The following is a 21,687-nucleotide window of genomic DNA, read 5'->3' on the forward strand; positions in this document are numbered from 1 at the left end:
ACCCGCCGTGGAGGCTGACACATCCAGGGCGTCGAGACCACATAATCCGACGCCCAAATCCCTGAGCGAGCTTTCTGCCTCGTTCTCGCTCACGCCACCCGAGACAGAGCTCATGTTCACGGGCATCACGTTGGCAAGCTCGCTCGTGCAGCAGGGCGACATCTATGTCGCGGTGCCTGGCACACGGTTTCACGGCGCGCAGTTCGTTTCCGAGGCGATCGCACGCGGGGCGCTGGCGATCATTACGGATGCCGTGGGAGCTGAGCAGCTTGTGAACGCATCGGTTCCCGTGCTCACGGCTCCCGTCGATCCGCGTGAGATTCTCGGCCTCATGGCCGCGTGGACCTACGATACGGATCGTGATCGGCCGCCGATGTTTGGGCTCACCGGAACCAACGGCAAGACCTCGACGGCGCACTTCCTCGAGGCGATCCTTGCGCAGTTGGGTTTGCGGGTCGGTCTCAGTTCGACAGCTGAGCGGCGAGCGGGCTCTGAAGTGCTCCCCTCCGTGCTGACCACTCCTGAGTCTCCCGAGATGCATGCGCTTCTCGCACGTATGCGCGAGGTCGACGTCGAAGCGATCGTCATTGAGGTGAGCGCGCACGCGCTCACTCGTCATCGTGTCGACGGGCTGATGTTCGATGTCGTCGGCTTCACGAACCTCAGTCACGACCATCTTGATGACTACGCGTCGATGGATGACTATCTTGCCGCGAAGATCAGTCTTTTTCAGCCAGACCGGGCCCGCTCGGCGATCGTCTGCCTCGACACCGAAGCCGGACAGCGTGTCGTCGATGCGGCAGGGATTCCGGTCTCCACGATCAGTTCGCGCGACGATGTGACCGCCGACTGGTTCGTCGATATCGGAATGGAGAGCCCCGCCGCAACCGAGTTCACGCTTGTCAGCGAACGTCACGGCTCTCTCACGACAAAAGTCCCGTTGATCGGCAGGCACATGGCAGCAAATGCGGGCCTCGCGATCGCAATGCTTGTGGAGGCGGGATTTGCGCTCGAGGACATTGCCGGGGTTCTCACGCGCGATCACGGCATTCGTGTTTCGGTCCCCGGCCGCTCCACCCGCATTCCTGTCGAGCATGGCCCAGCAGTGATTGTCGACTCCGGGCACAGCCCTGATGCGTTCGCGAAGCTTCTTGAGGCTGCCCGACGCGTGACGCCGGGCAAGGTGATCATGGTTGCGGGCGCGAACGGCAACCGAGACACGACAAAGCGAACAGAGATGGGCCAGGTGTCAGCGATCGGAAGCGACATCCTGATCGTCACAGACCATCATCCGCGCGACGAAGATCCCGCGAACATCAGGCGGGCGCTCCTCGAGGCCGCGCGAGATGCCAGGCCAGACGGCGACATTCGCGAGATTGCAGACCCCGCAGACGCAATTCGCGTCGCGGTTTCCGCGGCCGACGCCGACGATACTGTCGTGTGGGCTGGGCTCGCCGGCAAAGACTATCGTGAGATCGCTGGCGAGAAGATCGCGTTCTCGGTCGAGGGCGAGACGCGTGGCGCGCTTCACGAAGCGGGCTGGACTCTCAGCGACGACTAGTCAATCAGCTGGTCCGCAGCCCTGCGCGCCCAGGCTTCCGCATCGGCAAGCGATTCTCGGCTGAGCTCGCTGCTCGGCTCGTGCTCGTCGACGACTCTCTGCACGATGTCGACGATGTCGAGGAAGCCGATGCTCCGATCGTGGAATGCATGAACGGCCTGTTCGTTCGCTGCATTGAAGACCGCGGGGTAGGTGCCGCCCGCGAGCCCGACGCGTTTCGCAAGCTCGACGGCGGGGAATGCTGCGTCGTCGAGTGGCTCAAAACTCCACTGCTGCGCTGTCGTCCAATCGAGCGGCACCCCGACCCCGGGCACGCGGTCCGGCCAGTCCAGCCCGAGCGAGATCGGCAAGCGCATATCGGGTGGTGATGCTTGCGCAATCGTTGATCCGTCAACGAACTCGACCATGGAATGCACGATCGACTGCGGATGCACTGTCACGTCAATGTTCTCGAATGCGACGTCGAACAGCAGGTGGGCCTCGATCACCTCAAGGCCCTTGTTCATGAGCGTTGCAGAGTTGGTCGTTACGACGCGGCCCATCTTCCAGGTGGGGTGAGCCAACGCCTCCTCCGGGGTCACCGTGGCGAGAGATGCACGTGTTCGCCCGCGAAAAGGGCCACCGGATGCTGTCAGCACGAGGCGTCTCACTTCGCTCCCCGATCCCGCGCGAAGCGACTGCGCAATCGCCGAGTGTTCGGAGTCGACGGGCACGATCTGCCCGGGAGCCGCTGCACGACGAACAAGATCCCCGCCAACGATCAGCGACTCCTTGTTCGCGAGCGCAAGAGTTCGCCCGGCGGCTAGCGCCGCGAGCGTTGGGCCGAGGCCAACGGAACCCGTGATGCCGTTGAGCACCACATCTGCGTCAACGTCGCGCACCAACTGCTCAGCCTCATCGGCACCCAGTGCAGTGTCAGCCACAGAGAACGAGGATGCTTGCTCGGCAAGTTCCGCCCAATTGGTGCCGGCGGAGAGACCGACGACCTCAAAGCGTTGCGGGTGAGAGCGAATGACCTCGAGCGCTTGCGTGCCAATTGAACCTGTCGATCCGAGAATGACGACGCGTTTCATGCCGACAGCCTATCGCTCGCGCTCACCGGCTTGCCGCGAGAATATCCACCACGAAGACGAGAGTGTCTGTGCCTGTGATGCCTGCGGAATCGTTGCCCTTCGCACCGTAGCCGTCCGTGGGAGGGATCACTGCGATCACCTGACTTCCCACGGTCTGGCCGACAAGAGCCTTCGTGAAGCCAGCGATCACATCGCCGGTGCCGAATTGTGCCGGCCCATCACCCCAGCTCTGGTCGAAGACTTTTCCGGTACGCCAGTTCACGCCCTGGTACTGTACGGTGACGCTGTCCCCGTCTTCGACAGTGGCACCGTCACCTTTCTTGAGAACGCCGAGCTCGAAAGCTGTCGGCGCTTCGGCGTCGGGCAGCGTGACAGTGGGTGTACCGGAATCGTCGAGCGCGACGCTGGGGAAAGCGGGATCGACCTCTTGTGGCTCCCCTGTCGCCGCGAGCGGGGTGATCGAGACAATATCGGCGATGATCACAACGGCGTCTCCGGGGCCGACAGCACCGTCCGAGCTCCCTTGCTCTCCCCAGGCGTCTGCCGCAGGAGAGACAGAGACCACGCGGGATCCTGTCGGAACGCATTCGATGGCGCGAACGAGCGCGGGAATCAGCGCGTCATCAGCGATTTTCACCTGCATTGGCCCACCGGCGTAGGAGCTTGACTGCACCTTCTCACCCGTCGTCGCGTTGTATAGCGTGATCTCGATGCCTGCCCAGTCGCCGTGCGCCGTCTCGTCTCCGTCACCTTCAGAGATGACAGTGCGCTCGGTCGTGTCGACATCAAGCGGTGTGTCGAATGTGGCTGTCGGCTCTGACCCGGCTTCGCCCTCGACCGTCACAGATTCGGACGCTGCGCCAGAGGATGTATCGACGCAGGTGCCAACGCCGGAAGCCTCTTCCGTCGATGTCGGCTCAGGACTCGACGAGCAGCCGGTGAGGAGCAGTGCGGTAATAGCCGCGGGAATGACGACGTGACGTATACGCACGAAAGTTCTCTTCCAGACGAAAAACGGGTGAACTCATCAAGTCTGCCCTATTAGGCATGCGGAAATACCCCACGTCATGTTCATGCCTTCTCCGGAATAAACGCGCGAGTAGCGTCGGAGGGTGTCTGACGCCGCAACGACCGCACCCGAGCGGGCAAAGAAGCCTGGATTCGTCTATTGGCTGGGGAGGTTCGCACTCACCCCGCTCGCTCGCGGATACTATCGACCGACGGTAACCGGGCGTAAGAACGTACCGAAGCGCGGCCGCGTGATCTTCGCCAGCAACCATCTGTCGTTCATTGACAGCGTCGCTATCCCCATGTGCGCACCCAGGCCCGTGCAGTTTCTTGCCAAGTCCAGCTACTTCACCGGTCGCGGGCCGAAAGGCTGGTTCACGCGAATGTTCTTCACGTCGATCGGCGCCGTCGGTGTCGACAGAGGCGCAGGTCATGCTGCTCAGGTCGCTCTCGATAAGGGGCGTGGGATTCTCGAAAGCGAGAGCGCTTTTGCGATCTACCCCGAGGGCACGCGCTCACTCGACGGGCGCCTGTACAGGGGCAGAACCGGGGTCGCCTGGCTCGCATTGACGACGGGCGCCGTTGTCGTGCCCGTCGGGTTGAGAGGAACTGACGAGATGATGCCCGTCGGCTCGAGGATTCCCAAACGGTCACAGGTAACCATCGCGTTTGGCAAGCCCATCGACGTCAGCACGTACGGCGTGGCGACGTCGGGGCGTGCACGCCGGCAGGCGACAGACGAGATCATGGCCGCAATCCATGAGCTCAGCGGCCAGGATCTCGCAGGCAAATACAATGAGTCGCCCCCGTCCACGCCAGCGGAAAAGATCAGGCAGGCCGTCCTGCGGCCGGAGCGCTTCTGACCGCGGTGTTACGATGCAGAGTCTGCGCCTTCGACGACGATCTCCGGCTCGACGTGAACGGGAATGCTCACTGAATTCGCGATGAAGCACATGCGATGCGCCGCGTCGTGAGCGCGCATAGCCGCATCCACGTCGCCTCCCGGCGCAAGCGTAAGGCGTGGGCGAAGAGTCACTTGCCTGAAACCCCCGGAACCATCGGTATTCACGTCCAGAGTTCCTATCGGAGTGTCTGAGTACGCCATAACCACCACACCCGCTTTCACCGCCGCGTGAAAGTACGAAAGCATGTGGCACTGCGCGAGGGAAGTGAGGAAGAGTTCTTCCGGATTCCATCTGTCGGCATCGCCGTGGAACGTGCTATCGGCCGAGCCGTCGATCTCGGGCTTGCCCGAGCCGATGATGCGCAGGTCTCGACCGTAACTGCGATAACCGCTCGTTCCCGTCCCCCTGTTACCCGTCCAAACGATTTCAACGTTGTATGTGTGCTGACTCACCATGCATTCAGCATGACAGGTCTCCCAGGAAGAGTACGCTGAATGATCGGCGCAACACTGATGGAGGTTTCATGGCTCAGCTCGGCACGTTCACGGCAGAAGACGCTCGAGAACTCGCGATTGTCACACGTTCGGGGTTCGTCGAGTCTCGCCATGTCGGGTCCGCTGTTGTGCTTGACCAGCATGGAGATGTTCAGCGCAGCATCGGTGCACCGGAGAAGCCGATCTTTCCTCGCTCATCCCTCAAGCCCTTCCAGGCAATAGCCGTCTTGAACGCAGGAGTGCAGCTGCGCGGAGCGCAAGCGGTGCTCGCGACAGCGAGCCACACGGGAACGATGAAGCATATGTCGACGGTGCGTGCGATGCTCGCGACAGCCGGTCTGACGGAAGATGCCCTCCAGTGCCCTCCTGCACTGCCGCAGGACGAGTCGACGCGGAACACCATGATCCGACAGGGTGTCGGACCGCAGCGCATCGCGATGAACTGTTCGGGAAAGCATGCTGCAATGTTGCTCGCCTGCGCCGCGAACGGTTGGGAGACCGACGGATATCTCCATCCAGAGCATCCGATGCAGCGTGCCGTTCTCGATACAGTCGAGCGGTTCACCGGTGAGAAGCCGGCAGCAGTCGCGACCGACGGATGCGGCGCACCTGTCTTCGCTGTCTCGCTCGTCGGGCTGGCTCGGGGAATAGCGCGCGTGCGAACATCGTCGCCGTCGTCCCCGTTCGCGATCTACCGCAATGCCGGTGTGCTTGTCGAAGCGGTGCTCGAAGATCCGTGGGGAATCCAGGGCCCGGGCTCCCCGAACACGATTGTGATTGAACGCCTCGGCGTGTTCGCCAAGCTCGGCGCCGAGGGCGTGCTGGTCATGGCGGCAGGCGACGGCACAACGGTAGCTCTGAAGGTGCTCGACGGCAACGGGCGCGCCTCGACGATCGTGGCCCTCGAGCTGCTCGTTCGCGCCGGAGCTCTCTCACGTGACGACGTGGATGCCGTCATCTCCGACCTCGGTCTCGAGGTTTCCGGCGGAGAGACTGTCGTCGGTCACATCGAGATTTCGCCGACGCTCTGACGCGGCTGCTCTTCTGGATCGCCCGTAAGTGCCGCCGATCGCCATAGGCTGGACGGTGGGCCAAACATGCCCGATCACCGTGCACGACGAGGAGCACCATGAGGATTGCTGTACCGACAGAAATCAAGAACAACGAGTACCGGGTGGCCATCACTCCGGCTGGCGCTCACGATCTGATTGCCGCCGGCCACGAAGTCACCGTTCAATCCGGAGCAGGTGTGGGCTCATCGATCCCCGACTCTGCCTATTCGGATGTCGGAGTCACGATCGTGGGCGATGCTGACGAGACGTGGAGTACTGCAGACCTCGTTCTCAAGGTCAAGGAGCCCATCGAGAGCGAGTATCGGCATTTCCGCAGCGACCTCGTGCTCTTCACCTACCTGCATCTTGCCGCAGACAAACCGCTGACGTCGGCACTTGTCGATTCAGGAATGACGGCTCTCGCGTACGAGACCGTCGAGCTGCCCGACCGGTCGCTGCCCCTCCTCGCACCCATGAGCGAGGTAGCTGGCCGCCTTTCCGCAATCGTCGGCGCCAATACTCTGCTCAAACCGGCCGGCGGCCCCGGGCTTCTTGTGCCGGGGGTGCCTGGCACGCACCCCGCGAACATTACGGTGATCGGTGGCGGAGTCGCCGGAACGAGCGCGGCGCACGTCGCGCTCGGGCTCGGTGCCCAAGTCACGGTGCTCGACACTAATCTTTCCCGACTTCGCGAAATCGATGCGCTCTACGGAGGCCGAATCGTGACGATCGCCTCGAACGCCGTTGAGATCGAAAGGTCCGTGGTAGGGGCCGATCTCGTGATCGGCTCAGTTCTTGTGCCCGGTGCCCGCGCTCCCAAGCTCGTGACGAACAAATTGGTGAGAAAGATGCGGCAAGGAAGCGTCCTCGTCGACATCGCGATCGACCAAGGCGGATGCTTTGAAGACAGCCATCCAACCACCCACGCCGATCCGACGTTCACCGTGCACAATTCCGTATTTTATTGCGTGGCGAACATGCCGGGGGCAGTGCCGCATACCTCAACATATGCACTCACGAACGCGACGCTTCCCTACATTCGCTCGGTGGCGACAAATGGGTGGAAGGTCGCTGCCGCTCGTGACCAGGCGCTCGCGAAAGGTGTGAACGTTCATGGCGGTTCGATCGCGAACGCGGGTGTAGCTGAGGCTCATGGTCTGCGTGTCACCTCGCTTGAAAGCCTGCTCAGCTAGTCACAGCTGGCAACGAGTGATCACCCCGTCATTCGCAATTCGCCAGGCGCGCCCGGGCTGAACGTGTAAGTACGGCGGTCGAGCCCGGGAGCGCGTGATCGCTCGGTATTCGCCCGGTGAGCAGGATTCAACAACAAGAGTGGATGTTGGGCGCAAAGTAGCCAGGAGAGACCAGTTCGTCTGCCATGCGTCGGCATCACCCACGAGAATCAGCTGATGCGCCGATTCGTCGCGGTGCGCCGCGGACGTTCCCATGGTCAGCATGGTGACTGTTGCGTCTGGGTGGCGTTCGCGTAAACGCGCGGCAGTTTGCTGAGGTCGAGCCGTGCACACGAGCACGGTCTCTGTCGCCGCGACATCGAGAAGCGCCGCCCGCAGCCCGTCGCGAGGACGTGGTGCGAGTTCGACGGACGCGAGCTGAAGCACTGTGCCATTCCACACGGCACCCCCCGCGGGTCGGTTCTCTGCATACGTCGAGCTATCGCCTCCGGCAAGAATGTGCTCTTGGCGGGAGGCCATCCGCATCATGATCGTTGAGTCGAAAAGCTGTCCGAGACTATTCATGCCGCGACCGAGACGCTGCGCGGTCGCCAGAACCCAGACGCCCGCCCGCGGGCCCGTGCGAAGCACACGAGACAACAATGAGATGGTGTGGTCGGCGTCATCGTCGCCGAGGCGTCCCAGCATCGCGTCCAGATCATCGATGACGAGCACCGTTCCGCGCCGCGCGGATTCCTGACCCGGTTGCTCTGATTGCGTGGCGAGGCGTTCGAGCTCATCAAACACACGCTCCAAGTCATCGGAGAGGACGCTGACGTGCCAACGTTCCCCTGCCTGCTCCTCAATGCTGCGCGCAAACGTGCTCTTTCCCGCGCGGGATGCTCCCAGCGCAAGGAGGCTTCCGTGCGCGCTCGGACTCCATTGAGCAACGTCCTGCCGTTGCTCACGGGGCAGATCTGACATGCCGATGATGAAGGCGTCGGCAGAGCGGGGAAGCGAACCAAGCGGAATGGTGGTGGGCAACGGGTCGAGCCAGGGCCGGCGAGGAGTGTGCTCGCCCGCGTGAGCGCGCGCGACGGCGTCGATGTCTTCTGCACGAACCCGAGCGATCTGCACCGTCATCGGTTCGTTGTCGGGAACGACGACGATACTTCGCCCTGGTGGGTCGACCGGAAGCGACGCTGCGGAGTCAACACCGACGACAGCAGAGCTGTCGGAGCGGTTGTTGACCCGCAGGCTCACGCGAAGAGTGCAGTTTGCGAGAAGCGAGTCTTTGACGACTCCCGTTGGTCGTTGCGTGCAGAGCACGAGGTGCATTCCGAGTGATCGACCGCGTGCGGCAATATCGACAAAGAGCGCGTGAAGTTCGGGGAACCCGTCGAGCATCGCCGCGAATTCGTCGACGATGATGACGAGCCTGCCTAGACTCGTGACGTTTGCGGAATCGTGCTCGCCCTGCTCTCTCAAGGTCCGCTCGCGGTAGGTCACCTCGGCTTTGAGACTCTCCAATGCGCGCGTTGCACCCTGTGGGTCCAGATCGGTGATCACACCCACAACGTGCGGAAGCGCCTGCAGAGGGCCGAACGTCGCTCCGCCTTTGAAATCGACGAGAAGCAGAGCGAGCTCGCTCGGCGCATTGCGCGCGGCGAGGCTCAATGCCCAGGTGGAGAGAAGTTCGCTCTTGCCGCTGCCTGTCGTTCCGCCGATGACAGCGTGCGGACCGTGCTCGATGAGGTCAACGACGACGTCTCCACGTGAGCTGCGCCCGAGGACAGCCCGCGTTCCAGCGCCAGAGTCACTGTGCGATAGTTCGCTCCATTCGACCGTGTCAGGCGGAGCGTCGAAGGCAGACATTATTCCCGTGTCGGTGGCAAGAGCAGAGAGTCGGCGAGCGTAGGCTTCGGCGGCGACGGCCGTCACGGGGTGGATCATCAGTTCTCGCGCATCGGCTGGATCGTCAGCGCTTTGCCACGCTGCGGAATTCGCCACGTCGCAGCTGACAAGCTCCGCACAACGTGATGGCACCGTCTCAATGGCGTCGGAGACGGCGAGAGTCACGTCGGCGTCGGGAACGGCGATCGTCGGATCCTCAACGACGCGCACTGTGAGCGCTGCCTCGCCGGCCTGCGTGAAATGGGGAAGCTGCCTCGCCCAGTTCCAGCCGGTCTCGGGAAGGGAGACGATGCTCATGGTTCGCGGGTCCATCGCATGGCAGAGTTGCAGCACATAGCCGCGGCATACAGCCCGAGCAAGTACGGGCGGCCCCAGCACGGCGATGCCGCGTGATGCGTCAACGGTGCAGGGGGCTTCGCTGATCACCGCCGCCTGACGGACCAACTCCTCATTCTCCGGAGCCTCAGTTGCTCCCGTCAGCGAGAGTGTGCTTGGAGAATCTCCGAGACCGAGCACGACGGCTCCGCGTCGGTGGTCTGGCGAACGCCATCGCATTATTCGGCCACCGTCATCCAGCACTTCGCGAGCGGTCGGAGTCTGTGTCAGCCGCTTCTCGCGTTCGGCCGAATGATGGTCGTCGAGACGGTCTGCGAGCTCCTCGATTGCTTCATCATACGCACGAGCCTGACGCCGGCGTGTTCGGCTTCCGCTTATCCGGCTGTCCATCATGCCGGCAATGGCGATGACCGGCCCGAGAATCGCAAACATCAGAACATATGGCGAACGCGTGATCGCCCATATGGCCACCGCCGCAATCACGGGTGCGATGCTCGCCATCAGGGGAAATGGTGCGCGCGTCGGCTCCCCGGGCGGCGCAGGAACCCGGATCTGTGCGTGCTGTGTCATGACTCCACGTCACCATGAACATCACATGTGACGTCAGCGGTTTCGGGAATCTGATGAAAACGCGAGAGATGCTGCATCTGTGGACGAGAAATCGTCGCCGGTCAGTCCGTCTGGTCTACAGGTGCTTCCTCGGCGATGACATCAAGCACAAGGACGGTCACATTGTCCCGGCCACCGTTCTCGACAGCGGCCTCAACCATCAGGTTCGCGGCGTCGAGGGCGTCGGGAGCGCGCTCGAGAAAGTGGAGGATGCCGTAGTCGGTGAGTTCTTTGGTGAGGCCATCTGAGCAGATGACCCATCGTGTGTTCTTTTCGATGGGCACATTCAGGTAATCGGGCACAGGATCATCGGTGAATCCGACTGCCCGTGTGATGACGTTTCCCTGCGGATGGTTCTCGGCGTCGTCGGGGGAGATCGCCCCGATCGCTATGAGCTCCTGCACAACGGAGTGGTCGGTCGTCACTTGCGCGAGCTCGCCGTCATGTTCGACGTATACCCGGGAGTCTCCGATATTGAAAACCGTCCAGAATGGTTCGACCTCGGTCGAGGTAAAAGCTATGCCGGTCACCGTCGTTCCCGTACCGACGTCGATGTCGTCTTCAGCGGCGAGCTCGACGATCGCGTCGCGCAGTGACGCTTCGATGCCGTCGTGAGTCACGTCGGAATTGGACTGGGCGAATGCCGAAAGATGCTTGACGACGGCGCCACTTGCCAATTCACCTGCCGCGTATCCGCCCATCCCATCGGCAACGGCAAAAAGGGGAAACTCCCCCATGACGGAGTCCTGATTCACCTCGCGCTTGCGCCCGACGTGGGTTACGGCACCCCAGCGAAGGAGAAGACTCTCTCCACGCACCGTCACGGCACGAGAGTCCGTGAACGTGGTGGCTTCTGACACGTCTCGCCCTTCGTTCATTTTCAGACGCTCGCGATACAACGCCCTAGCGTGCCATAGTACCGGTTCGGGCCGAATGTCTGCGCCACTGCCCGTCAGCTTGTCGAATCGTCAGCGACCGGGTCCGCGGCGTCCGAATACAGTTCGTCTGGATCGTAGAATGCCCAATCTGGGTTCATGCCGGCGTCAAGAATCATGCGCATAATGATGGCGAGCCCGTAGGTGCCGTCAGTCGTGACGGCCTGGCGCTGCCATTCCGCAGAAAAGGAACTGAGCCCTAATGCCCAGTAGCACCAGCTGATCAATGTCAGACCCGGCGCCCGATCCTCCGGATGCTGCAGGGCGCACATGCGCTTCAGAAGCGTAATCGCAGTGCGCAGGTGTTCGACATCAGGCCTGACTTCGATGCGGCCGGCGAACGCGTACATCCAAGGATCGTCGATGCTCTCTGTCGTGAAGAGTTCCGGCTCGACGACACGGTTCCAGAGGTGCGTGCCCGCGTCGGCCCCCCATGCCCAGCTATATGCGATCACATCACGCAAAACTGGCTCGTCGATCAGGTGCGCAATGAACGCAAGCTCTGCGTCGAGCACCCCTGTCCCGTCGACGACGTAGGAGGCCATGGCCGCCGCAAACTCGGAACCGTCCTGCGGAAGAGAGCCGTCTGCACGTCCAGGTGCGGATTCCTGCGAGAGTGCATCACTCGGCACACGAGCGATAACCTCTCGTGCTCGTTCGAAAATCTTTCGCTCATCGGGACCGACTTCCGGAAGTCTCAGCTCAGCATCGGTGTCAAGGACGCTGCCGGATGGCAGGTCGTCCGGCTGCGCAATCTGCGCGAGGTCGTGGCCGCAACACGTATCGTCGAGATACCCGCCCCAGGCATCGGCGGCGACGCAGAGCATGTCGACGACTGCGAGTCCTCTCTTTTCTATGCGTGGAGCGAGCATCGCCGCGAGACTCTCGTGTGGAATGCCTCCTGCGTCAGCAAAGCTGTCTGTCGTATAGACGACGACAAGCACCCCTGTCAGGCGTGGAATGCGCGTCACGGCATCGAGCGCAGCCTCGATTGCGGTGTCTCCCGTCTCTGTACGAGTGAACACTCCGCGATCGAGGCGCATTGCCCCGCACGTACTCTGATCTCGAAAGGCAACAAACACAACGGAATCGATGGGATGCATTCCGACAAGCGCGGGCACATACGACAGAAGCTCATGGGGCGCAGAGAGGCTGACGCGCGACGTTGTGATCATGGCGGCAAGTGTCGTCCGCCAACACTGACGTTACTACCCCCGATGGAGCAATTGGGGATAACATCGCAAGCCGTCAGGTCTGTGGAGGAGTATCCCCAACGACATTTATCGCAAGAGAGTCGCCGCCCACCTCTTCATCGAGCGGCGCTTCAAACTGCGAACGATACAGTTCCGCATACGCGCCATGGGCACCCAAAAGCTGCTCGTGATCGCCACTCTCGACAATGTGGCCGTTTTGCATCACCACAATGACGTCTGCATCACGGATCGTCGACAATCGATGTGCGATCACGAAACTCGTGCGATCCGCTCGCAGCGCGCCCATCGCCTCTTGAACAAGAACCTCCGTGCGGGTGTCGACAGAGCTCGTCGCCTCGTCAAGGATGAGAATGTCTGGCTTCGCAATGAACGCCCGGGCGATGGTGAGAAGCTGCTTCTCCCCCGCACTCACATTCTCTGCCTCGTCGCCAAGGAGTGTGTCGTAGCCGTCAGGAAGCGCATGCACGAATCGGTCGACGTACGCTGCCCGTGCGGCATCCATGATTTCGTCTTCTGTGGCATCAGGCCGACCGTAGGCGATGTTGTCACGAATTGTTCCCTCGAACAGCCACGTGTCTTGAAGCACCATCCCCGTTCGCGAACGGAGACCGTCTCTCGTCATCGTGGCGATATCAACGCCGTCGAGTCGAATGCGTCCGACCGTCGGTTCATAGAATCGCATGATCAGGTTGACCAGTGTTGTCTTACCTGCTCCTGTCGGGCCGACGATGGCAATCGTGCTTCCGGGATCCGCGACAAGCGAGAGGTTGTCAATGAGCGGCTTGTCCGGCGAATAGCTGAACGAAACGTCATCGAACTCCAGACGCCCCTCGGACGATGCGGGTGTGCTCGGCTGTTCAGGATCCGGTGACTGCTCATCGGCGTCGAGAAGCTCGAACACCCGCTCGGCAGAAGCCACACCTGACTGCAACAGGTTCGCCATGGAACCGAGTTGCGCGAGCGGCTGAGTGAACTGCCGCGAGTATTGGATGAACGCCTGGATGTCGCCAAGGGCCAGCGTGCCACCGGAGACCATCAGCCCGCCGACGACGGCAATGACCACGTAAATCAGGTTTCCGATGAACGTCATCGCGGGCATAATGATGCCCGAGATGAACTGAGCGCCGAAACTTGCCGTGTACAACTCCTGATTCTTCTCCCGGAACCGATGCGATACTTCGCGTTGTCGACCGAACACCTTGACGAGCGCGTGGCCTGTGTAACTCTCTTCGATCTGAGCGTTGAGCTCACCCGTCGACTTCCACTGGGCGATGAACCGCTTCTGGGAGCGCTTGGCGATCTGCGCGGTGACAATGACGCTGACCGGAACCATGATGAGCGCAACGAGTGCCAGCAGGGGCGAGATGACGACCATCATCGTAACGACGCCGATCACGGTGAGCAGACTAGTGAGAATCTGGCTCATTGTCTGCTGAAGGCTCTGCGAGATGTTGTCGATGTCGTTCGTCACGCGGCTGAGGAGCTCCCCACGCGGAACGTTGTCGAAATAGCTCAGCGGAAGAGAGTGAATCTTCGACTCGACGTCTTGCCGCATGCGGTACACGGTTCGCTGAACGACGCCGTTGAGGATGAGCGCCTGGATCAGAGCAAAGCCGAATGAGAGCGCATAGACGGCGAGGGCGAGCAGAAGCGTCCGCAGCAGAGCATCAACGTCGATTCCCTGGCCCGGTACCAGCGCCATATTCGAGATCATGTCTGCCTGCTGGTCCTGGCCGTTCTGCCGAAGACCTTCAATCACCTGCTGTTTACTGACACCCTCGGGAATCTGAAGCGAGATGCTGCCTTCGAAAACGAGGGTCGTCGCGTTGCCCAGGATTTTCGGTCCGAGAACGTTGAGTCCGACGCTGATGACCGTCAACACGATCACCCACGCAATGCGCACACGTTCCGGTTTCAACCGGCCGAGGAGCCGCTTCGCGCTCGGGACGAAGTTCATGGCCTTCTGTCCTGGAGCCAAGCCGGGGCCCTTTGCCTGCTTTTCGCTCATGCTGCGTCCTCCGCGGTGAGCTGAGATTCCACGATCTCCCGGTATGTGTCATTCGTCTCGAGAAGCGAGTCGTGCGTACCGATACCGACGACTCGGCCCTCGTCGAGAACAACGATCTGGTCTGCGCCCGTGATCGTCGACACTCGCTGAGCGACGACGATCTGCGTCGCTGAGCCTGCGTCGCGACGCAGTGCGCGCCTCAGACGGGCATCGGTTGATACATCGAGCGCAGAGAACGAGTCATCAAAGACGAGGATGCCCGGACGCTTCACGAGTGCGCGCGCGATAGCGAGCCGTTGGCGCTGCCCTCCCGACACGTTTGTGCCGCCCTGTGCTATCGGCGCATCGAGACCGTCGCTCAGAGACATCACAAAGTCACGAGCCTGAGCTGTCGTGAGCGCCTGCCAGAGCTCTTCATCGCTCGCGTCCGGTTTGCCATATCGCAGGTTTGAGGCGACGGTGCCGCTGAAGAGGTAGGGCTTCTGCGGGACGAGCCCGATCGAAGCCCACAGCGCATCCGGGTCGAGCGCTTTCACGTCGACTCCTCCAACCTGAACGCTGCCTTTGGTGGCGTCGAAGAGCCGTGGAAGCAGTCCGACAAACGTTGTCTTGCCTGCACCAGTCGAACCGATGACCGCCGTCGTGGTTCCGGGTTCGACGGTAAACGAGATGTCGTCGAGAACCGGCTGCTCCGCACCGGGATAGCTGAATGTCACATTGCGCACCTCGACCCTGCCCTGCTGTGGCATATGGGTCACGCCGACATCCGGAAACTCGACGCTCGGGTCGGTGTGCAGCACCTCGCCGATCCGCTCGGCACAGACCGTCGCACGCGGCAGCATCATGAACATGAACGTCGACATCATGACGGCCATGAGAATCTGCATGAGGTATTGAAGGAAGGCCATCACTGTGCCCACCTGAATGTCGCCGTCTTGCACACGGAACGCACCGAACCAGATGACAGCGACGCTCGACACGTTGAGCACGATCATGACGACGGGGAACATCAGCGCCATGTACCTGCCAGCGCGGAGGGTTGTGTCTGTGACATTGACGTTTGCGATGTTGAACCGCTCGCGCTCGGTGCGTTCACGCACGAACGCTCTGATCACGCGAATACCGGTGAGCTGTTCCCTGAGCACCTGATTGACGGCGTCGATACGCTTCTGCATTGCTCGGAAGAGCGGCACCATCCGCGAGATGATGAACATGACGAAGATCAAGAGCACAGGAATCGAAACAGCCATCAGCCACGAGAGTTGAACGTCCTGCTGCAGTGCCATGATCACGCCACCGATGGCGAGAATGGGCGCCATGACCATGAGGGTGCAGCTCATCAGCACGAGCATCTGAACCTGCTGCACGTCGTTCGTCGTGCGTGTGATGAGCGATGGTGCGCCGACCTCGGCCACCTCGCGCTCGGAGAACGCCGAAACTTTGTCGAAGACCGCCGTGCGCACATCACGTCCGAGCGCCATCGCCGCCTTCGCACCGAAGTACACGGCGATGATCGAGCAGACCACCTGGCCGAGCGAGATGCCGAGCATCAGGAGGCCAACGCGGATGATGTACTCCGTGTCTCCCTTCGCGACGCCTTCATCTATGATGTCGGCGTTGAGCGTCGGCAAGTACAGGGAGGCGACAGCCTGGGCAAATTGGAAGACGACCACACCGATGAGCAGCGGAGCGTGCGGCTTGAGATAATGCTTGAGCAGTCGAACGAGCATGCTTCCCTTCACGATTGTGCCTCCGGCTGCTGTCCGGCCACGCCGTAGAGAAGCATCTGTGTCAACTCGTCATCGTTGAAATCGTCACCCGAGTTGAACGCCGGAATCGCTGCGGCGAAAGCCAGCATCCGTGCCATGTGCGCGACCCTCTCCGGCGCCCAGTTAAGCTGGTCGGCATCGGGCGCGAGAATGTCAGCGATGATCGAGGCGTAGACGCGTCGATGTTCCCTCTGGTGTCTGCTGCGCGGATCTCCGACGAGTCCCGCGAGCCTGACGACTCCGCTGAAGCGCTCTCGAAGTGTGCGGATGATCTCGAGCAGCTTCCGCTCGAGCGGCTGTTCGCGGCTGATATGGGCAAGGCGGTCGCGGAATGCCTCGGGCTCGAAGTACTTCTCGACTGCCGCTCTGACGATGCTGTCCTTGTCGTCGAAGGCACGAAAAAGCGTTCCCTCTCCAACGTGGGCAGCCTCGGCGATCTGCTTGGATGTTACAGATGGCCCATGCTCGAAAACGAGCGGAATCACGGCGTCGAGGATCGCCTCTCTCCGCTGTGCCGGCGCCATAGGACTTGCCCGCTTTGTTTGTGAAATCACTCGACGACACTATCGGAGTGAGCGCTCACTCCGCAAGTTCAATCAGTCAAAGATCGCAGTAATACTCTCGATATCGTCTGCCGTCGGCTGCCAGGCGCTCGCGGCATCAGCGTTCTGCTGCACTTGTTCCGGAGACGTGGCGCCGGCGATCACGCTCGTCAGGCTTGGCTGCGCGAGCAGCCACGCAAACGTCGCCTGCAGCATGGTGACCCCGCGCGCGTCGCAGAACGCCTGGTAGCGATCCATGGCCTCCCATGGCGCGTTCTCTATGATGTGGCGCCGCTGACGCATGATGCGCGACTCGCCTGGGCCGCCCGCTCGGTTGAACTTACCTGTGAACAAGCCGTTGTTGAGGGGAAAGAACGGTAGGAAACCAAGGCCAACGTGCCGCACAGCGGGGAGCAACTCGTGTTCTGCGTCGCGAGCGGCGAGGTTGTACTCATTCTGAGCCGAGATGAATTTCGTGTTGCCGTTCAGCTCCGCGCGCAGATCGGCTTCGATGACCTGCCACGACGCGAGGTTTGAATGCCCGATGTAGCGGATCTTTCCCTCGGTGATCAGCTCGTCGAGCGTGCTCAGCGTCTCCGCGATCGGTGTGATCGGGTCGGGTGTATGCAACTGGTACAGGTCGATCCAGTCGGTTTGCAGGCGCCGAAGCGAGGCCTCCACCGCTAGCCTTACGTAACGGCGAGATCCTTTGGCTCCCCACGACGGCAATCCGACGTCGGCATTCGAGTGCCCGAATTTCGTCGCAAGCACTATCTTGTCGCGTCGTCCGCGGATCGAGTTGCCCATGAGCGTCTCGCTGAGCCCTGGCTCTTTGCCATACATGTCTGCCGTGTCAAAGAGTGTCACGCCGACCTCGAGCGCTGCCTCGATCACCGCATCCGTTCCTGCCTGCGTCTCGGTAGCCGTTCCTGCACGGCCGAAGTTGTTACACCCAAGACCTGTTGCTGACACCATCAATCCGGATCGCCCCAGCGGGCGATAATTCATCTCAGCCATGCTGTCAGCCTATCCTCGCCCACAGGCTGGCGACGGGCGCCGCCATCCACAGTCCTTCCGCACACCGAAGGCTGTCGCCGATGAAATGAATAGTCTGCCCTCATGATTGATGCACCGTTCGATATTCCCGAGTACCTTGCTGTCGTCGCGACCCCGATCGGGCGACTTGAGCTTCTCAGCGAGGGGCAGACGGTCACCAGCCTCACCATCGAAGACGACGGAGTCCTTCCTCACGATGACCTGCCTCGGCGCACGAACGATGTTCTCGACGAGGCCGCGACGCAGCTGTGCGAGTACTTCGACGGTTCACGACGGGAATTCACCGTTCCCTTCACGGCGAACGGCACCCCATTTCAGCGCGCGGTATGGGATGGCCTTGGTCTCGTGCCGTACGGGTCCGTCATTAGTTACGCGACGCTTGGCAGCAACGCCGTCGGCACTCGCGCTGGCCGGGCGATCGGGCGTGCTGTCGCCTGCGCACCCGTGCCGCTGCTGATTCCCAGTCATCGTGTGGTCTCGGCAACGGGCAAACTGACGGGATACACCGGTAGCGCTGGAGTCGCGATCAAGAAATGGCTTCTCGACCATGAAAGCGCCGACATCGCATAGTCGAAGGCGTACCACAGTGAGTGTGCCTTTCACACGATCAACGCGATGTCATCCTCTGAACGCTCGAGTCTCCATCCAGAGGATCTCGCCCACCTGAGCAACTCGTCGAGTTCGGCGAAGTCCGTCTCGGCACGGATCAGTGCGCGAGCGAACTCACCTTTTGCCTTCTTATTGAAATGGTTGAGCGCACGCCGTGTGCCATCCGACTCTGTCGTCAGCACGCGCAGGTAGTAGGAGCCCGCACGGCCGGGGGCCGTACCCAGGTCGGAGTATCCTTCAGAACGCATATCGATGATGAGGTCGTCGCGCTCGGCGAGGAGGGCGCGCAGCGAATCTCTCCAATGCTTCTTCAGTGAGAGGCCAGGAATGCGACTGGAATGGGAGAGTCGATATGCCGGAATCGGATCGAGTGCCGGTACGAGACCGAAGAGTGCTGAATGAATAAGAACGTGAGTATCAGCGAATGTTCGTTGCGACGGTGTGAGACTCTGGCCGTCGAGTGCATCGTAGAGCACACCCGTGTACCGGTCGATGGCGGGCATTGTCGGCGAATCGCGTACGCGCCTGTTAACGTCGATCTCACCGTGCTGTGTGGCACCGAGCTTCAACGCCGACACCATTGCCTCTGGCGTCTCGGCCAACTCGACGAGCGCATCGAGTAGCGCCGAGCGGTGCTCAGAGAGCTCACGAAAGCGCAGTGCCTCAGCAGAAAACGAACGACCCGTGCCGCCTCCTCTCTTCGTCTCAGACGGAGGGAGCAGGATCAGCACGGGGCGTTCGAATGAAGAGAGATATGAAGGATTACTTGACCAGCGAGGCGTTGCCTGCGACAACGGTGACGGTGTCGTTCTCCACGGAGAGAAAACCGTCGTCGGCCTTCGCCGTGACCTTCTCACCGCTTGTCGTCGTCACGCGCACCTCGCCCGTAGCCAGAATCGCTAGCATCGGCTCGTGACCGGCGAGAATGCCGATCTCACCCTCGACGGTCTTGGCGATGATCTGCGACGCAGCGCCCGACCACACTTCGTGATCGGCCGCCACAACGCTGACCTGCAACGAACGACTCGCCATGATCAGCCGTTCTCCTTCTGAATGCGCGCCCACTGCTCTTCAACATCGGTAATGTCACCGACGTTGTAGAACGCCTGAACCGCGACGTGATCAAATTCACCCTTGCAGATCGCATCGAACGATTCGATGGTGTTCTTGAGCGGGACCGTAGAACCGTCAACACCCGTGAACTTCTTAGCCATGTAGGTGTTCTGCGAGAGGAACTGCTGAATGCGGCGTGCGCGCTCAACAGTGATCTTGTCTTCTTCAGAGAGCTCATCGACACCGAGGATGGCGATGATCTCCTGGAGCTCCTTGTTCTTCTGAAGAATCTGCTTCACCGTGGTGGCCACACGGTAGTGGTCGTCACCCAGGTACCGCGGGTCGAGAATGCGGCTCGACGAGGTCAGCGGGTCAACAGCCGGGTAGAGCCCCTGCGATGCAATCTCACGCGAGAGCTCTGTCGTCGCGTCAAGGTGCGCGAACGTCGTTGCCGGCGCGGGGTCGGTGTAGTCATCAGCCGGCACGTAGATCGCCTGCAACGAGGTGATCGAGTGTCCACGCGTCGAGGTAATGCGCTCCTGAAGCACACCCATCTCGTCGGCGAGGTTAGGCTGGTAGCCCACGGCAGATGGCATGCGGCCGAGCAATGTGGAGACCTCGGAGCCTGCCTGCGTGAAACGGAAGATGTTGTCGATGAAGAGCAGCACGTCCTGCTTCTGAACGTCGCGGAAATACTCCGCCATTGTCAGCGCAGAGAGCGCGACACGCAGACGCGTGCCTGGCGGCTCGTCCATCTGTCCGAAGACAAGGGCCGTCTTGTCGAAGACGCCCGCTTCTTCCATCTCGAAGATGAGGTCGTTGCCCTCACGGGTGCGCTCACCGACACCGGCGAACACAGAAACTCCACCGTGATCCTGCGCAACACGCTGGATCATCTCCTGGATCAGGACAGTTTTTCCCACTCCGGCGCCGCCGAAGAGGCCGATCTTTCCACCTTGGACATACGGGGTGAGAAGGTCGATCACCTTGATGCCGGTCTCGAACATCTGAGTTTTTGACTCAAGCTGGTCGAAGTTCGGGGCCTTGCGGTGAATGGGCCACCGCTCTGTGATCTCGATCTTCTCGTCCGGCTCGGCGTTGAGCACATTGCCGGTCACGTCGAAAACGCGGCCCTTGGTGACATCACCGACGGGCACCGAGATTGGCGCACCTGAATCGACGACCTCCTGGCCGCGAACGATGCCGTCCGTCGGCTTGAGCGCGATTGCGCGAATGACGTCGTCGCCCAGGTGCTGTGCAACCTCGAGCGTGATTGTGTGCGTTGTCCCACCGATAGTGATCTCGGTGGTCAGCGCGTTGTAGATGCCGGGGATCGAGTCGTGCGGGAACTCGATGTCCACGACAGGACCGGTCACGCGGGAGACGCGGCCGATTGCACCGGCCGACTCTTCCGCCTGCTCCGGAGCGGTGGCAGTGTCTGTCATAGCTCTTTCTTCTCTCTTCGTGGTCGAAGCTCTTATGACCCAGATAGAGCGTCGGCGCCGCCGACGATCTCTGAGATCTGCTGGGTGATCTCCGCCTGACGAGCGTTGTTGCGCAGGCGGGTGTAGTCCGTAATCAGCTTGTCTGCGTTGTCGCTCGCTGACTTCATCGCCTTCTGCGTAGCCGCGTGCTTTGCGGCAGCGGACTGCAGCATTGCGTTGAAAATGCGACTCTCAATGTAGACGGGCAGCAGCGAGTCGAGAACGCTCTCGGCGTCTGGTTCAAACTCGTACAGCGGAAGCACGTCTGTGCTGTCGGGCTCTTCGAGCCCTTCGACAACCTCGAGCGGCAGCAGGCGCACGACCTCAGGGGTTTGCGTCATCATGCTGACGAAGCGGTTGTAGACGACGTGGATCTCGTCAACGCCGCCCTCTTCAGCATCCGTACCGAATGCTTCAAGCACGGTCTTCGAGATCTCCTGCGCTGTCACGAACTCGGGCGCCTCGGCGTTGGCGATCCACTGGGCGGCAATCGGAAACTTCCGAAACTGGAAGTACCCAACGGCCTTTCGTCCGAACAGGTAGTGCACGACCTCTTTGCCCTGACTGCGCAGGAGCTCGGTGAGCTCGCTCGCCTCGCGGAGCACCTGCGAGTTGAACGGACCCGCAAGGCCACGGTCGCTCGTCAGTACGATCACCGCGGCTCGCGTCACCTTCTCAGGCTCCGTCGTCAGCACATGGTCGACGTTCGAATAGGTGGCGACCGCCGACACAGCCCGTGTGATCGCCCGAGAGTAGGGGCCCGAGGCCGCAACCCGCGCTTGCGCCTTGGCAATGCGAGACGCGGCGATAAGCTCCATCGCCTTGGTGATCTTCTTAGTGGTCTGGGCAGACTTGATCTTCTGCGTGTAGACCCGAAGCTGTGCGCCCATAGA

Annotated in this window: 19 protein-coding genes; 5 read left to right on the top strand and 14 right to left on the bottom strand. The window is 61.4% G+C overall.

What is annotated here, in order from left to right:
- Nucleotides 1-7 precede the first annotated feature (7 nt).
- Nucleotides 8-1,561, top strand: a complete 1,554-nt coding sequence (locus tag HCR76_RS10130; RefSeq protein WP_244971370.1) for a Mur ligase family protein — start codon at nt 8-10, stop codon at nt 1,559-1,561.
- On the opposite strand, the gene dxr is transcribed toward HCR76_RS10130, so the two are convergent.
- Together dxr and HCR76_RS10140 are read right to left on the bottom strand one after the other, a co-directional pair.
- The gene (gene dxr / locus HCR76_RS10135; RefSeq protein WP_166992549.1) at nt 1,558-2,634 is read right to left on the bottom strand and encodes a 1-deoxy-D-xylulose-5-phosphate reductoisomerase; all 1,077 of its coding nucleotides are present in this window, start codon (nt 2,632-2,634) and stop codon (nt 1,558-1,560) included. The two genes, HCR76_RS10130 and dxr, sit on opposite strands and share 4 nt — an antisense overlap.
- Nucleotides 2,635-2,656: 22 nt before the next feature.
- A complete protein-coding gene (locus HCR76_RS10140) occupies nt 2,657-3,625 on the bottom strand; it encodes an FKBP-type peptidyl-prolyl cis-trans isomerase (protein WP_166992547.1) in 969 nt (322 codons plus the stop codon).
- 121 nt (nt 3,626-3,746) lie between these two features.
- Here HCR76_RS10140 and HCR76_RS10145 point away from each other — a divergent pair, with 121 nt between their 5' ends.
- Nucleotides 3,747-4,505: a lysophospholipid acyltransferase family protein gene (locus tag HCR76_RS10145; protein WP_166992545.1), complete on the top strand. Its 759-nt coding sequence runs from the start codon at nt 3,747-3,749 to the stop codon at nt 4,503-4,505.
- Nucleotides 4,506-4,513: 8 nt separating this feature from the next.
- Here the strand turns inward: HCR76_RS10145 and HCR76_RS10150 are convergent, their stop codons facing one another.
- On the bottom strand, nt 4,514-5,002 hold the full coding sequence (locus HCR76_RS10150; RefSeq protein ID WP_166992542.1) for an OsmC family protein: 489 nt from the start codon (nt 5,000-5,002) through the stop codon (nt 4,514-4,516).
- Nucleotides 5,003-5,070: 68 nt separating this feature from the next.
- Here HCR76_RS10150 and HCR76_RS10155 point away from each other — a divergent pair, with 68 nt between their 5' ends.
- Entirely contained in the window at nt 5,071-6,072 is a 1,002-nt protein-coding gene (locus tag HCR76_RS10155; protein WP_166992540.1) for an asparaginase, read from the top strand.
- A 98-nt stretch (nt 6,073-6,170) separates the two neighbouring features.
- Nucleotides 6,171-7,286, top strand: coding sequence for an alanine dehydrogenase (gene ald / locus HCR76_RS10160; protein WP_166992537.1), 1,116 nt, complete (start codon nt 6,171-6,173; stop codon nt 7,284-7,286).
- Here the strand turns inward: ald and HCR76_RS10165 are convergent, their stop codons facing one another.
- From HCR76_RS10165 to HCR76_RS10195, 7 genes are all read right to left on the bottom strand, one after another.
- Nucleotides 7,287-10,085 (bottom strand): FtsK/SpoIIIE domain-containing protein, encoded by a 2,799-nt coding sequence (locus HCR76_RS10165; RefSeq protein ID WP_166992535.1) that lies wholly within the window; start codon nt 10,083-10,085, stop codon nt 7,287-7,289.
- A 101-nt stretch (nt 10,086-10,186) separates the two neighbouring features.
- Nucleotides 10,187-11,002 carry a PP2C family protein-serine/threonine phosphatase gene (locus HCR76_RS10170; RefSeq protein ID WP_166992533.1) on the bottom strand — a complete coding sequence of 272 codons (816 nt, stop codon included), beginning with the start codon at nt 11,000-11,002 and terminating at the stop codon, nt 10,187-10,189.
- 74 nt (nt 11,003-11,076) lie between these two features.
- Entirely contained in the window at nt 11,077-12,234 is a 1,158-nt protein-coding gene (locus HCR76_RS10175; protein WP_166992530.1) for a DUF4192 family protein, read from the bottom strand.
- A gap of 73 nt (nt 12,235-12,307) precedes the next feature.
- On the bottom strand, nt 12,308-14,281 hold the full coding sequence (locus tag HCR76_RS10180) for an ABC transporter ATP-binding protein (RefSeq protein ID WP_166992528.1): 1,974 nt from the start codon (nt 14,279-14,281) through the stop codon (nt 12,308-12,310).
- On the bottom strand, nt 14,278-16,011 hold the full coding sequence (locus HCR76_RS10185; protein ID WP_166992525.1) for an ABC transporter ATP-binding protein: 1,734 nt from the start codon (nt 16,009-16,011) through the stop codon (nt 14,278-14,280). Before HCR76_RS10185 ends, HCR76_RS10180 begins: the two co-directional genes overlap by 4 nt.
- A gap of 8 nt (nt 16,012-16,019) precedes the next feature.
- On the bottom strand, nt 16,020-16,604 hold the full coding sequence (locus HCR76_RS10190) for a TetR/AcrR family transcriptional regulator (RefSeq protein ID WP_235934295.1): 585 nt from the start codon (nt 16,602-16,604) through the stop codon (nt 16,020-16,022).
- A 42-nt stretch (nt 16,605-16,646) separates the two neighbouring features.
- The gene (locus HCR76_RS10195) at nt 16,647-17,609 is read right to left on the bottom strand and encodes an aldo/keto reductase (protein WP_166992522.1); all 963 of its coding nucleotides are present in this window, start codon (nt 17,607-17,609) and stop codon (nt 16,647-16,649) included.
- A 102-nt stretch (nt 17,610-17,711) separates the two neighbouring features.
- Here HCR76_RS10195 and HCR76_RS10200 point away from each other — a divergent pair, with 102 nt between their 5' ends.
- Nucleotides 17,712-18,218, top strand: coding sequence for a methylated-DNA--[protein]-cysteine S-methyltransferase (locus tag HCR76_RS10200; RefSeq protein ID WP_166992519.1), 507 nt, complete (start codon nt 17,712-17,714; stop codon nt 18,216-18,218).
- A gap of 29 nt (nt 18,219-18,247) precedes the next feature.
- Here HCR76_RS10200 and HCR76_RS10205 read toward each other — a convergent pair whose 3' ends face one another.
- Genes HCR76_RS10205 through HCR76_RS10220 form a run of 4 tightly spaced genes read right to left on the bottom strand, consistent with a single transcriptional unit; the run spans nt 18,248 to nt 21,684 of the window.
- Complete coding sequence (locus HCR76_RS10205) at nt 18,248-18,988, bottom strand: YaaA family protein (RefSeq protein ID WP_166992516.1); 741 nt, start codon at nt 18,986-18,988, stop codon at nt 18,248-18,250.
- Nucleotides 18,989-19,019: 31 nt separating this feature from the next.
- Entirely contained in the window at nt 19,020-19,289 is a 270-nt protein-coding gene (locus HCR76_RS10210; protein ID WP_166992514.1) for a F0F1 ATP synthase subunit epsilon, read from the bottom strand.
- 2 nt (nt 19,290-19,291) lie between these two features.
- A complete protein-coding gene (gene atpD, locus HCR76_RS10215; RefSeq protein WP_166992512.1) occupies nt 19,292-20,755 on the bottom strand; it encodes a F0F1 ATP synthase subunit beta in 1,464 nt (487 codons plus the stop codon).
- A 32-nt stretch (nt 20,756-20,787) separates the two neighbouring features.
- Nucleotides 20,788-21,684: a F0F1 ATP synthase subunit gamma gene (locus tag HCR76_RS10220; RefSeq protein WP_166992509.1), complete on the bottom strand. Its 897-nt coding sequence runs from the start codon at nt 21,682-21,684 to the stop codon at nt 20,788-20,790.
- Nucleotides 21,685-21,687: the final 3 nt, after the last annotated feature.

The organism is Paramicrobacterium chengjingii (genome assembly GCF_011751765.2).
In the GTDB taxonomy this organism is placed as follows: Bacteria; Actinomycetota; Actinomycetes; order Actinomycetales; family Microbacteriaceae; genus Paramicrobacterium; species Paramicrobacterium chengjingii.

Bases quoted from the DNA above. Each gene is read 5' to 3' on its own strand.
- ald (WP_166992537.1), top strand. From the start codon at position 6,171: ATGAGGATTGCTGTACCGACAGAAATCAAGAACAACGAGTACCGGGTG.
- HCR76_RS10170 (WP_166992533.1), bottom strand. From the start codon at position 11,002: ATGAACGAAGGGCGAGACGTGTCAGAAGCCACCACGTTCACGGACTCT.
- HCR76_RS10210 (WP_166992514.1), bottom strand. From the start codon at position 19,289: ATGGCGAGTCGTTCGTTGCAGGTCAGCGTTGTGGCGGCCGATCACGAA.
- atpD (WP_166992512.1), bottom strand. From the start codon at position 20,755: ATGACAGACACTGCCACCGCTCCGGAGCAGGCGGAAGAGTCGGCCGGT.
- HCR76_RS10185 (WP_166992525.1), bottom strand. From the start codon at position 16,011: ATGCTCGTTCGACTGCTCAAGCATTATCTCAAGCCGCACGCTCCGCTG.
- HCR76_RS10165 (WP_166992535.1), bottom strand. From the start codon at position 10,085: ATGACACAGCACGCACAGATCCGGGTTCCTGCGCCGCCCGGGGAGCCG.
- dxr (WP_166992549.1), bottom strand. From the start codon at position 2,634: ATGAAACGCGTCGTCATTCTCGGATCGACAGGTTCAATTGGCACGCAA.
- HCR76_RS10200 (WP_166992519.1), top strand. From the start codon at position 17,712: ATGATTGATGCACCGTTCGATATTCCCGAGTACCTTGCTGTCGTCGCG.
- HCR76_RS10220 (WP_166992509.1), bottom strand. From the start codon at position 21,684: ATGGGCGCACAGCTTCGGGTCTACACGCAGAAGATCAAGTCTGCCCAG.
- HCR76_RS10180 (WP_166992528.1), bottom strand. From the start codon at position 14,281: ATGAGCGAAAAGCAGGCAAAGGGCCCCGGCTTGGCTCCAGGACAGAAG.
- HCR76_RS10195 (WP_166992522.1), bottom strand. From the start codon at position 17,609: ATGGCTGAGATGAATTATCGCCCGCTGGGGCGATCCGGATTGATGGTG.
- HCR76_RS10175 (WP_166992530.1), bottom strand. From the start codon at position 12,234: ATGATCACAACGTCGCGCGTCAGCCTCTCTGCGCCCCATGAGCTTCTG.
- HCR76_RS10150 (WP_166992542.1), bottom strand. From the start codon at position 5,002: ATGGTGAGTCAGCACACATACAACGTTGAAATCGTTTGGACGGGTAAC.
- HCR76_RS10155 (WP_166992540.1), top strand. From the start codon at position 5,071: ATGGCTCAGCTCGGCACGTTCACGGCAGAAGACGCTCGAGAACTCGCG.